The 12,149-nt window shown below is 64.3% G+C and carries 10 protein-coding genes; 2 read left to right on the top strand and 8 right to left on the bottom strand.

From position 1 onward, the window contains the following. The first annotated feature begins 423 nt into the window (after positions 1-423). Positions 424-1,629 (top strand): serine hydrolase, encoded by a 1,206-nt coding sequence (locus JOY90_RS37870; RefSeq protein WP_291696192.1) that lies wholly within the window; start codon positions 424-426, stop codon positions 1,627-1,629. Positions 1,630-1,739: 110 nt separating this feature from the next. On the opposite strand, the gene JOY90_RS37865 is transcribed toward JOY90_RS37870, so the two are convergent. Then, positions 1,740-3,137 carry an MFS transporter gene (locus JOY90_RS37865; RefSeq protein WP_291696191.1) on the bottom strand — a complete coding sequence of 466 codons (1,398 nt, stop codon included), beginning with the start codon at positions 3,135-3,137 and terminating at the stop codon, positions 1,740-1,742. A gap of 235 nt (positions 3,138-3,372) precedes the next feature. Between JOY90_RS37865 and queF the strand changes: the two genes are divergently transcribed. Then, positions 3,373-3,849 (top strand): preQ(1) synthase, encoded by a 477-nt coding sequence (queF, locus tag JOY90_RS37860; RefSeq protein WP_291696190.1) that lies wholly within the window; start codon positions 3,373-3,375, stop codon positions 3,847-3,849. Between the two features lie 67 nt (positions 3,850-3,916). On the opposite strand, the gene JOY90_RS37855 is transcribed toward queF, so the two are convergent. The 7 genes from JOY90_RS37855 to JOY90_RS37825 all read right to left on the bottom strand — a co-directional run. Continuing rightward, positions 3,917-4,930 (bottom strand): hypothetical protein, encoded by a 1,014-nt coding sequence (locus tag JOY90_RS37855; RefSeq protein WP_291696189.1) that lies wholly within the window; start codon positions 4,928-4,930, stop codon positions 3,917-3,919. 99 nt (positions 4,931-5,029) lie between these two features. Next, on the bottom strand, positions 5,030-6,244 hold the full coding sequence (locus JOY90_RS37850; RefSeq protein WP_291696188.1) for an MFS transporter: 1,215 nt from the start codon (positions 6,242-6,244) through the stop codon (positions 5,030-5,032). Next, a complete protein-coding gene (kdsA, locus tag JOY90_RS37845) occupies positions 6,244-7,119 on the bottom strand; it encodes a 3-deoxy-8-phosphooctulonate synthase (protein WP_291696187.1) in 876 nt (291 codons plus the stop codon). Before kdsA ends, JOY90_RS37850 begins: the two co-directional genes overlap by 1 nt. A 53-nt stretch (positions 7,120-7,172) precedes the next feature. After that, entirely contained in the window at positions 7,173-8,048 is an 876-nt protein-coding gene (locus JOY90_RS37840) for a VOC family protein (RefSeq protein ID WP_291696186.1), read from the bottom strand. Positions 8,049-8,055: 7 nt separating this feature from the next. Further along, the gene (locus tag JOY90_RS37835; RefSeq protein WP_291696185.1) at positions 8,056-8,382 is read right to left on the bottom strand and encodes an NIPSNAP family protein; all 327 of its coding nucleotides are present in this window, start codon (positions 8,380-8,382) and stop codon (positions 8,056-8,058) included. A 146-nt stretch (positions 8,383-8,528) separates the two neighbouring features. Continuing rightward, on the bottom strand, positions 8,529-10,607 hold the full coding sequence (locus JOY90_RS37830; RefSeq protein WP_291696184.1) for a S8 family serine peptidase: 2,079 nt from the start codon (positions 10,605-10,607) through the stop codon (positions 8,529-8,531). Positions 10,608-10,826: 219 nt separating this feature from the next. Next, positions 10,827-12,149: CTP synthase (locus JOY90_RS37825; protein ID WP_291696183.1), on the bottom strand; the 1,323-nt coding region annotated here is incomplete at its 5' end.

The raw sequence follows: 12,149 nt of genomic DNA, 5'->3' as shown, positions 1-12,149 counted from the left end.
AACGCTCATCCGATTCTAACCCTCGGTCTTTCAAGGCTGCGAGGGTAACCCGGGACCGCGCGTTTCGGCTAGTCTCGCAGGTGCTGGACTGGATCGATACGTCGCTCCATTCGCATAACATCGCACCCAGCCGCCAAGGACGAGCGTCGGAACGGACCACCCTTACTCGTTCCGGTTTCCTCAAAAATGGGAGAGTGCCCACCTTCTGTTGCCCGGCGCCGATCCGGCTCGCTGCCTGTCGCTGACGGCGAGCGATCGCGGTTGCCGACCTGTTGGCCGGGTCCTAGTCTCGCGACGTTGGTCGCCAACCACACCACCTCTATTCGGCAACAAACAGCGGCCAAGGAGGAAACAATGCGATACAGCAATCCAGACCGTCGAACCATTCTGAAAACCATGACGTCATTGGCGGCGGCATCGTCGATGGCAAAAATCGCCGTTGGGCGTGCGGAGGCCGCCGGCGCTGCTGATCCGGCCCTCAGCCCCGCGCTTGGGAATGTCGATCAGGCGTTGCGTCAGGCCGTCAACGCACGGACGGTCCCAGGCGTCGTCGCCATTGCGGCGAACGACAAGGGCATCGTCTACGAGGGCGCGTTCGGGCCCTCGATCACCGCGGACAGCATATTCTGGATCGCGTCCATGACCAAGGCGATTACGGGCGCCGCCTGCATGCAACTGGTCGAGCAGGGCAAGCTGGAGCTCGATCAGCCGATGGGCAAGCTGATTCCGCAACTGGAGGAGCCCAGGGTGCTCGAGGGTTTCGACGCCAGCGGCGCGCCAAAGCTCCGCCCGGCCAAACGAGCAATCACGCTGCGCCACCTTCTCACTCACACGGCAGGCTTCACCTACAGTATCTGGAGCGAGCCGATGACGCAGTATGAGAAGGTCACGGGAACGCCGTTCGTCGGCGAATGCAGGAATGCCAGCTTCAACGCGCCGCTGATGTTCGATCCCGGCGATCGCTGGGAATACGGCATCAACATGGACTGGGTCGGCAAGGCGGTCGAGGCCGTGAGCGACCAGTCATTGGAAGTCTATTTCAAGGAGAAGATCTTCACGCCGCTCGGCATGACCGATACCGGATTCCTGATCAGTTCCTCGCAGAAGGCCCGCGTCGCGCCGATGTTCAGCCGGGAAGGCGACGGCTCGCTCAAGCCGATGGATTTCGAAATGCCGCAGCGGCCGGAGTTCTTCATGGGCGGCGGCGCCCTTTTCAGCACGCCGCGAAACTACATGGCCTTTCTGCAGATGCTGCTGCACGAAGGCAGGTTCAACGGCGCCCAGGTGCTGAAGCCCGAGACCGTGGCCGTGATGCGGCAGAACCATATCGGCGACCTCAACGTGGTGACGTTGAAGACCGTGCACCCGGAGAGCTCCAACGACGCGAACCTGTTCCCCGGCATGACTCAAAAATGGGGACTGTCGTTCGACATCAATACCGAACCCGGCCCGGCCGGACGCAGCGCGGGGAGTCTCGCCTGGGCCGGACTGTTCAACACCTATTTCTGGCTCGATCCGAACAAGCGCGTGACCGGCACGATCATGACGCAGCTCCTGCCGTTCGCCGACGATCAGGTGCTCAAGCTGTTCGCCAAGTTCGAGAGTGGTCTCTATGCCGCTGTCGCGTAGTTCATGAACCGAGAGGGGCACCCCTCTTTCAACAAGGTCGTGAACGAATGGACCAAGGCGCAGCGGCGAAGCCGCCGCGTCTTGCCGGATGATCTGCAAGAGCAGCAGATCTAGCGCGATATCTCCTCGAGCTCGAGATTAAGCGTGCGCGGTCCCCAGACTCCAATCGAGACGACCACGATCAGCATCGCGACCGCGATCAGGCCGAACACGCCCCGGGTGCCCGCGGTCTGCAGGAAGAAGCCGATGATGAAGCTCGCGAACACCGCGCTGATCCGGCTGAGCGAGTAGGTGAAACCGACGGCGCGGGCGCGCACGCGGGCGGGGTAGAGCTCGGCCTGGTAGTTGTGGAAGGAGTAGGACAGCACGTTATTCGCGAGCGTGATCAGCACGCCGAACAGGATCAACGGGCCCATCGTGCTCTGGTACGAGAATAGCATGCCGAAGATTCCGATGCCGCAGGCGGCGCCGACCACCTGCCATTTGCGCTCGCATCGGTCGGCAAAGCTCATCGCCAGCAGCGGGCCGAAGGGGTTCGCGATGGCGATGATGAACGAATAGAGCAGGCTCTGGCCGAGATTGATCCCGGTCTGCTGGGCGATCAGCGTCGGCACCCAGGCGGCGAAGCCATAGAAGCCGAAGGTCTGGAAGAACTGGAAGATCATCAGCATCACGGTGCGGCCGCGATAGGCCGGCTCGAAGATCTCGGCAAGGCGGCCGACAGGCTGGAGGTCTTCGACCGCATGGCTTGCCGGCACGGGCAAGGACTTGCCCCCGAGGTCGGCCACCACCTTTGCCTCGATGGCCGACGTCACGGCATCGGCTTCGTCCAGCCGTCCCTGATTGATCAGCCAGCGCGGGCTTTCCGGCAGGCCACGACGGATCACCCACACGAACAGCGCACCCGCCGAGCCGATCAGGACCACCCATCGCCAGCCATCGAAGCCGAACGGGCTGATCGGAACCAGGAGGTACGCAACGAAGGCCACGACCGGAACGACCGAGAACTGGACGCCCTGGTTGAAGGCGAAGGCGCGGCCGCGCATGGATTTGGGCACCAGTTCCGAGAGGTAGGTGTCGATGGTGACGAGCTCGACGCCGATACCGATGCCGGCAATCAGTCGCCAGAGGCTCACGCCGAAGCCCGTGCCCTGGAAGGCCATCACCAGCGTCGCTATGCTGTACCACAACATCGAAAACGTGAAGATCGTCCGCCGTCCATATTTGTCCGCGACATAGCCGAAGAACATGGTGCCGATGAACAGGCCGGTGAAGGTCGCGGCCACGAACAATGCGGGTCCGGCGAAGATGCTCACCGCCACGTTCGTGAGCAGTCCCGCCTTCATGAGTCCGGGAACGACATAGGCCGTCATGAACAGATCGTAGAGCTCGAACATCCCGCCAAGCGAGAGCAGCGCAATGAGCTGCCACACATGCCGCGTGCCCGGCAGCCGATCGAGCCGCGCCAGAATCCCGGCCGCGCGCGCTTGTCCGGTCGCTTCCGTCATCTTGTTTCCTTCCCTTCTTGACCGTCGATTTCAGCATCGATCGGCATTCTTGTCCGATGAGCATGCCTTGTTTTCGTCCACCCTTGTAGGGGGTGCCGTGCGACCTGCGGCTGAGACAGGCGATGTGCGGATCGCTGGTATGAGGCACCTGCAGAGGTGCGGTGCCGCACGAAGGCCGCGCCAGGCGCGTGACGTCGGAAAAATCATTGGCTAAGAGGACGATCTGGAGAATCCGATGTCCCGAAAGCCGAACAAGCCCGCCAGACAGGTCGAGCTGCAACTTGGCCGCGCGGTGGAATGGCCGCAAACGCCCGAAGCTGCGCAGATCGACCGCGTCCCCAATCCTCAGGCCGATACCGACTACCTGGTCCGCTTCACGGTGCCGGAGTTCACCTCGATCTGCCCGGTTACCGGACAGCCGGATTTCGCGCATCTCATGATCGACTACGCACCGGGCCAATGGCTCCTGGAATCGAAATCGCTGAAGCTCTATGTCGCGAGCTTCCGCAATCACGGCGCCTTCCACGAGGATTGCACGGTCATGATCGGCAAGCGGCTCGCCGCCGAGATCAAGCCGAAATACTTGCGGATCGGCGGCTACTGGTATCCGCGCGGCGGCATTCCGATCGACGTGTTCTGGCAGACCGGCAAAGTGCCGAAGGGGTTGTGGCTACCGGACCAGGGCGTCGCGCCCTATCGCGGGCGCGGTTGAGAGGCCCGCAGGGCGACGGCCCAAAGGCCCGATCTCCGTCGAACGCTCGGTTGGCAGACCATGGCATCTACCTGCGCCCGAACGCGACATCGTAGATGCAGGTCGGCGGCAGATCGGTGAGGAGCGCCATCATTTGGGCTGCGCGCCGTTCTCCGGGTTGCGGGTGGATGTACAGCCGCATCTGGGAAGCGCTCTGCCTCGCGTAGAACGCGATACGCTTCTCGAGCGCATCTATGGCCTCGGTGTCGTTGGCACGCTCGGAGCTTGCCGTGATGCATTCCTTGACGAGAGCAGCACGAACAGCGCGATTCATGCTGTTCAGAAATGCTCCAGGCACGACTGCGTCCGACGACAACACATGGTCGAGAGCCGCCTTGTCCAGGCCGAGCTCGGTGCTCAAGTAGTCCCTCTCCGCCTCCATGATGCTTTCGACGCCGCGCTTGACGGCCGCCCTCATCTCTTTCCTCCGCGTCTTCTCGCGGTCCTTGAGCCAACAGGCGACCGCGAGTGTGATAAAGAAAGCGAACGCGGCGAGTAGCCACCTGAGGGCCGCACTGACCGTCTGCGCGCCCAAGTCTGTTTTCAACCAGTCGAGGTTACCACGGATCGTTGGGATTCCCGAGATCCCCACTCCAGCGGCTTCGAGCGCCAGATAGAGCCAGAAGGTGGCCGTGGTGAAGTAGATGGCTGCAACCGAGAGCCTGTGATCGACAGTCCAGGTCAGCCGCCCTTTCCGGAAACTGAGCCAAGGCGTAAGTCGGTTCGCGTAGGCCCCGTCCGGAGTGCCGAGTTCGCGTTCGATGGCGGCCGCCCTGCCGACCAGTTGGTCGTAGAGTTGGTCGTTACGCTTGTTATAGGCGGCGATGGCAATTGTCGTCGCCAGCCCGAATAGCGCGAAGGGGAGGCTTCCCGGCGAGCGGGGGTCGGGCTTGACGGCAGCAGCCGCCAAGGAAGCCAGCGGCAGCAGGCCGATGAGCTTGAAACGGATTTCGGTAAGCGCGCGAAAGTTGCCGACGACAGTGGCGTATTCGTCGCTGAGCGCCGCGCGGCGCTCCGTCCGCTCCTGATCTGGGTCGGGCATCGCAACGCTCCATTCCAGCCGGAAGAGGTTGTACCCTAGCAGTTCCACAGTTCGTGAGGAACCCGTTCGGAGGCGCCCGACGCCCGCTTCTGGCGCGGATCACCTGCCGGTTGCCGCATCAGCTGGCGTGCGCGGCCTGAGAAACCGCGCACAGACAAATCCCAGCCCGACCATCACGGTCGCCGCCGCAAACAGGGTCGGCGACTTGCCGAGGTGCTGCACGCCGAGCCCATAGGCGATCGGGCCGATGGTCTGGCCCATGAAAAAGAAGAACGAGTGCAGCGACAGCGCGGTGGCGCGGGCCTCAACTGATAGCTCGCTGGCAAACACCTGCAGGCAGCCGTGGATCATGTAGAAGCCCCAACCCATCAGCAGCATGTTGCCGAACTGCGCCTTCCAGGTGGGACCGAAGGCCAGCGCCACGAGTTGAAGCGCGACAAGCGTGGCCCCTGAGATCATCATGCTCCTGACGCCGAGCGTCGGTAGAAAGCGCGACACGGTCGCGGTGTAGAACAATCCGCCGACCGCGAAACCGGCGATCACGAGGCCCGCGATCGACAGCGAGGGTTCGCCGAGATCGACCAGGAACGACGCGATGAACGGAAACAGGCCGAGCACGCAACAGCCTTCGATGAATACGGCCGAGTAGCAGACGCGCGCGTTGGGGTTGGTGAAGATGGTGCGGTAGCCCTTGCGGAGGGTGGACAGCGTCGTGCGCGGCGGATGCTTGAGCGCGGCGCCGCGAAAGCCAGAGGCAACCGCGACCGCCGCGATCACCACCAACGCCCCGAGCACCGCGAGCACGCCGCGCCAGCCGAGGAAATCGCCGATCAGGCCGGAGGCCGACGCGCCCAGGAGATTACCGGTCATCGAGCCTGCGAGCGTGCGGCCGATCGCGATCTGGCGCTTGTCGGCGCCCACGAGATCGCTGGTCAGGCCGAGCGCCACCGGGAATACGCCGCCGGAGCCGATGCCGGCGAGGATGCGGGTCGCGAACAGCAGCGGGAACGAGGTCGACAGCGCGCCCAGGATATTGGCAAGACCGAGCAACGCCAGGCAGAAGATCATCAGCCGCGCCTTGCCGAGCAGGTCGGCCGCCGCCCCGATCAGGGGCTGCACCGCGGCAAAAGTGAAGGCGAAGGCGGAGGCGAATCCCGCCGCGGTCGCAATCGTCACACCGAACTCATCGGCGACACGCGGCAGCACGGGGTCGAGCGCCCGCGCGGAAAGGCTCGCCGCGAAGGTCGCCATCGCGATGATGTTGAGGGCCGGCGGCAGGCGCTGGTCATGCGGCCGGGCGAGCTTCTGATGCATCAATGCGCTTGGCTCTCGGCCACACTCTTGGCGAGTTCTTTGGCGAGCGCATCGAACGCCATCAGCCTTCGCAACAACGGCTCGAAGTCGCGGAGCGGCACCATGTTGGGGCCGTCCGATGGCGCGTGGTCCGGATCGGGATGGGTCTCGATGAAGACGCCGGCGACGCCGACCGCGACCGCCGCCCGCGCCAGCACCGGCACGAACTCGCGCTCACCGCCCGATGACGCGCCCTTGCCGCCCGGCTGCTGCACCGAATGGGTGGCGTCGAAAATGACCGGCGCGCCGGTGGTGCGCGCCAGGATCGGCAGCGCGCGCATGTCTGACACCAGCATGTTGTAGCCGAAGGAGGCGCCGCGCTCGGTCACCAGCACGTTGCGGTTGCCCGCGCCCGTGACCTTGGCAACGACGTTCGCCATGTCCCACGGCGCCAGGAACTGGCCCTTCTTGACGTTGACGACCTTGCCGGTGGCAGCAGCCGCCAAGAGCAGGTCGGTCTGCCGGCACAGGAAGGCCGGGATCTGCAACACGTCGACCGCCTCGGCCACCTCGGCGCATTGCGCCACCTCGTGCACGTCGGTGAGCACGGGCAGGCCGAGCGAAGCGCGGATTTCGGCGAAGATCGGCAGCGACTGTTTCAGGCCGAGGCCGCGCGCGCCGGATGCGCTGGTGCGGTTGGCCTTGTCGAACGAGGTCTTGTAGACCAAGCCGACCTTCAGCCGCGCCGCGATCTCCTTCAGCGCGGAGGCCACCTCGAGCGCGTGCGACCGGCTTTCGAGCTGGCATGGCCCGGCAACGATCGACAGCGGCAGCTCGTTGCCGAACCTGACCTTGCCGACCTCGACGATCGGCGCCGCGGAGTTGGGAGCGCTCACCGGCATATGATCCCTTTTTTCGCGCGCGACCATGCCGGGCGCGGCGGGACGGATCAACCCACTTTCGCAGGCTCGAATATCAGGGTTGCGCCAAAGGCCTCGTCCGGCGGCACCACCAATCGCCCGACATGGCGCCTGAAACCGACGCCGCCGTCGCGAAGCGCCGCCTCGACCCTGCCGAGATCGGCGGCCTCGAAGCGCATCGCGCCCATCGTCATCCCCTCCCCGCTCGCCTTGACCTGGATACCGAACCGGTCGCGGAACGCGACCGGGTCCACGATCTCGATCACGCCGTCCCGCGTCTCGGCCCTGACGCCGAGCGAGTTCGAATGCAGGTCACTGAGGCCGGTATAGGCCTTGAGGAAGATATGATGGTCGCTCGGATTGTCGGCGACCATCACGACGCCCGCGATCCTGCTCACTCCATTGCCGTGGTTCTGGAACGCGGGATTCCAGAAATTCTCGGGATGATGATGCTGGCACAGCGCCAGGCTGAGATCGGGCGAGGTTGGATCACTCGTGAACACCAGCGAGAACGCGAGCTTCACCACCGACCCGTCCGGCCTTTTGCCCTCACGCCCGAAGTTGAAGACCTCGTAATCGGAAATGCCGGCGGCCTCGTACGCGCGTGCATCCGCCGCCGCATCGCTGCTGTTGAGCAGCAGCATCGAGAGGCCCTGGTGCGCCGCCGCGTAGTCGCGGTGAAAGGCGCCGAACGAGAACGACCGCGCCGCATGCGGCGGTATCTTCTCGGGCTCGGCGACTTCCAGCAGCTCGATGAAGCCGTTCCTCAACTGGACGATGCGATTGTGGGTGCCCCATGCATGCATGTTGCGCGCGCCGACCGTGAAACCGAGACGCGTGTAGAACGCGCCGGCGGTGTCAAGATCGTGCACGGTATGCGCGATATGGTCGAAACCATGGGGCAATTGAGCTTCACTTCACCGACGAGAACGGTGTCGGCACCAGGAGCTGGCTCACGATGTTATTGACGATCTGGCCATCCTCTTCGGTCTTGGCGCGGGCGGCGATCCAGTCCGGATCGCTCTGGAATGCGGTCCATTTCTTCTCGCGGTCGGCCAGCGAGTCCCAGGCCAGGAAATAGGTCAGCTCCTGGTTGGATTCGCCGATCAGCGTGGTGAAGAAGCCGGCCTGCTTGATGCCGTGCTTCTCGAACAGCTTCAGCGTGATGGTGTCGAACCGCTTCATCAGCGCCGGCAGCCGGCCCGGCACGCAGCGATAGACGCGCATTTCGTAGATCATCGACATCACTCCCCTGGTTATTGCTCTTGCGGTAGCAGCGGGGAGTTGTCGCAACAATTCACGCGTTCGTCAAAGGCCGGCAGTTCGCGCCGACCAGCTCGGCGCGGCCGCTGGATGACGGCCGCGACGCTGTTCCTCCGACCGCCTCAACCGATCCGCCAGGCGAAGGCAAAAGGTTGCGGAAATCTGGTGATGTGGAAGGCGACGATCTCGAACTTCAGATCGCCGGGCGGAACGTTTTGCCAGACGACCTGCTCGACATTGTTCTGCCGGTCGAAGCCCGAACCCGTCCCCATGTTGCCATGCCGCACCTGTCCGTCGGCGGCCGTGATGATCAGGTCGAGATCGTTCTGCAGCTGCGCACCGGGTGGATCGGTCCAGACCAGGGTGAATTTCAAGGTCGGCCCCAGCGCAGCAGGAACGACGTTTCCGGCAGCATCGGCGACCACCGCCGGGCCGGCCCTGTTCGGAATCGTGATCGTGCCGCCCGACTGCTGCCCCTGATTGAGCGGCCCTCCCTCTCCGAAGCCGGCATTTGCATCCGCTCCGGATATGATGACCGAAGCTTGAAGGTCCACCCTGCCCCAGCCGCTGGAGGGATTGGGCGAAAGACCTGCTTCGCTCGGAAGATACTGCCCCGCCAAGGTCTGCGCGCCGTTGATGAGCAATGCCTTGACGAGCGCGGCACTCGGGTTCTGGACGTTGTTCTTGACCAGCGTTTCCCGCAGCACCGCGCAGCAGCCCGCAACCAGCGGCGTGGCCATGCTGGTGCCGTCGTCGAAGAAATAGGCCGGATCGTTCGACACGCCGAAGGTGACATCAGCGGTGACCACGGCGCCCGATCGCGTCGACAGGATCGACGTCCCCGGCGCCACCACATCGGGCTTGAACCGCTTTTCCTTGGTCGGGCCCCGGCTGCTGAAGGCGGCCATGCCTTCCGCGTCGTTCGCGGTCAAGTCGCCGAATATCGGGCTGCTTGGAAAGGAGCTCGGCCGCAACTGGCCATAGGTCAGCCCGATGTCGGGACGCATGTTTTCGGTCGCACCGACGGTGATGCAGTTCTTGGCGGCAGCCTGCGAGCCGATCGAACCCGTATCGATCCTGCCATCGCCGTTGCCGTCGATGCCGTCATTGCCGGCGGCAAAGCAGACGACGCAGTCCTGTTGATTCCACACGAAATCGTCGATTTCCTGCGAGCTCTGATCGTAGGGGAGCCCGGGCGTCGTCGCGCCCCACGAATTGGTGTGGACGCGTGCATTCGCGTTGCCGTTGTAGGGAGGCTCGAACAGATCGTGCAAATCCTCCGGAACGGCCAGCCCGCCGGAGGCATCGAGCAGCGATTGCACCACGAGCTTCGCCTTCGGCGCCGTCCCCTGAATGACCCCTCCCATGGTCGCGGAGAGTCCGTCGCCCAGCACCGAGCCGCAGACGTGAGTCCCGTGGCCCGCCGGATCGTCGGCGCTGCCCGGACGGCCTATCGGCACCAGGCGGACGACGCGACCCGCGAAGGCGGGATGGGTGTTCGTGGTCGAGCCGTTGTCGAAGCCGGTATCGTTGACGACGACGATCTGCCCCTCGCCTTGGAAGCTCGTGCCATTGACGAGGACGTCGGCGTTGATGATGCCGCGCGCGACGTTGTTGTACAGCTTGACGGGATGGACTTCCTCCAGGTGGCGGACCTGGTCGACGGCCGCGACAGCATCGAGATATTTCTCCTGAACGGTCAACCGGATCTTTTTCCGGCTGACCGTCAGCGTATCGGGACTGACATGGGCGGCCGCCGCGATCTTGGCCTTGACGTCGGCGCTGTCGGGATTGACGTCGTCATGCATGACGATGTCCACCTGCCGCGGCGTGCTCGACACCGACGGCGTCACGGCCATCGGACCGATCGTGTTGACCTGCGCCGCGCCCACCGCCGGCCGCAGGTTCGGATTGACCTTGAATCCGTGCAGGTAGACGCCGGCCCAGGAGACGAAAGGCAGACCCCGCACCGGGCCGAGGTCGCTCGGCTTGTACCCGCAGAGATAGGTATTTTCGGAAACATATTCCTGGATCTGCACGCCGAGCGCGGCGAGCTTGCCCTTGTCGTCGTCCGTCAGCGGCGCCTTCGTCTGAACCAGAATGTAGTTCGATTTGGAGCTGTCGGGACTGGCAGCCGCTGCTGCCGCGACCGTCGGAGCAGCAGGATCGAATGAGACGCCGTTGATGGTGATGCGCGGCATGACTGCCTCCCGTGCAGATTGAGCCCGGCCATCGAGTCATTCGATGGCCTTGCCGATGACCAGTAGGCGGGATTGATGTGCAGAAAGCGGCTCAGGCTATCACGATGGAGTTGCCCCACTTGTGAATTGACTCACACCTGCCCGCGGCGCCTTGCCGCGCACCGTCTGCGCTGAGATGGGTGAGGCGCCGCCGAGCCGCGGCGCAGTCGCCGTGGATCGCTAAACCAGCCGGCTCTGCACCATCGCGGCCTGAATGAACGACGCGAACAGCGGGTGTGGCTCGAACGGCCGCGATTTCAGTTCGGGGTGGAATTGCACGCCGATGAACCAGGGATGGTCCTCATATTCGACGATCTCCGGCAGCACGCCGTCCGGCGACAGCCCGGAGAATTTCAGCCCGTGCTGCTCCAGCCGGTCCTTGTAGGCGGTGTTGACCTCGTAGCGATGGCGATGCCGCTCGGAGATTTCGATGGCGCCACCATAGACCTCCGATACGCGGCTGCCGCGGTTGAGCACCGCCGGATAGGCGCCGAGCCGCATGGTGCCGCCGAGATCGCCGCTCTTGGTTCGTTTCTCGAGCTCGTTGCCGCGCAGCCATTCCGTCATCAGGCCGACCAAGGGCTCCGGCGTCGGGCCGAACTCGGTGGAATTGGCCTCCTCGATGCCGACCAGGTTGCGCGCGGCCTCGATCACCGCCATCTGCATGCCGAAGCAGATGCCGAAATACGGCACGTCGCGCTCGCGCGCGAACTGCGCCGCCTTGATCTTGCCTTCGGCGCCGCGCTGGCCGAAGCCGCCGGGCACCAGGATGCCGTTGACATGCTCGAGGAACGGCGTGGGATCCTCGTTCTCGAACACCTCGCTCTCGATCCAGTCGAGATTGACCCTGACCTTGTTGGCGATGCCGCCATGCGACAGCGCCTCGATCAGCGATTTGTACGCATCCTTCATGCCGGTATACTTGCCGACGATGGCGATGGTGACGTCGCCTTCCGGGTTGCGGACGCGCTCGTTGATGGTGTGCCAGCTCTGCAGCGCCGGCGGAATCCGCGAGCCGATGCCGAACGCCGCGAGCACCTCGTCGTCCAGGCCCGCGGCATGATAGGCCTCCGGCACCGCATAGATGTTGTCGACGTCGCGCGCCTCGATCACGGCGCTTTCGCGCACGTTGCAGAACAGCCCGAGCTTGCGCCGCTCCTCCTTTGGGATCTCGCGATCGGTGCGGCAGAGCAGGATGTCAGGCTGGATGCCGATCGAGCGCAGCTCCTTCACCGAATGCTGCGTCGGCTTGGTCTTGAGTTCGCCGGCGCTCGGAATGTAGGGCAGCAGCGTCAGATGGATATAGACGGCGTGATCGCGCGGCAGCTCGTTCTTGAGCTGCCGGATCGCCTCGAAGAACGGCAGGCCCTCGATGTCGCCGACCGTGCCGCCGATCTCGACCAGCACGAAGTCGTATTCGTCATTGCCCGACAGCACGAACTCCTTGATGGCGTTCGTGACGTGCGGCACCGCCTGGATGGTCGCGCCGAGATAATCGCCGCG

Source organism: Bradyrhizobium sp. (assembly GCF_019242285.1).
Lineage (GTDB): Bacteria > Pseudomonadota > Alphaproteobacteria > Rhizobiales > Xanthobacteraceae > Bradyrhizobium.
This window is presented reverse-complemented; position numbering and strand designations above follow the sequence as displayed.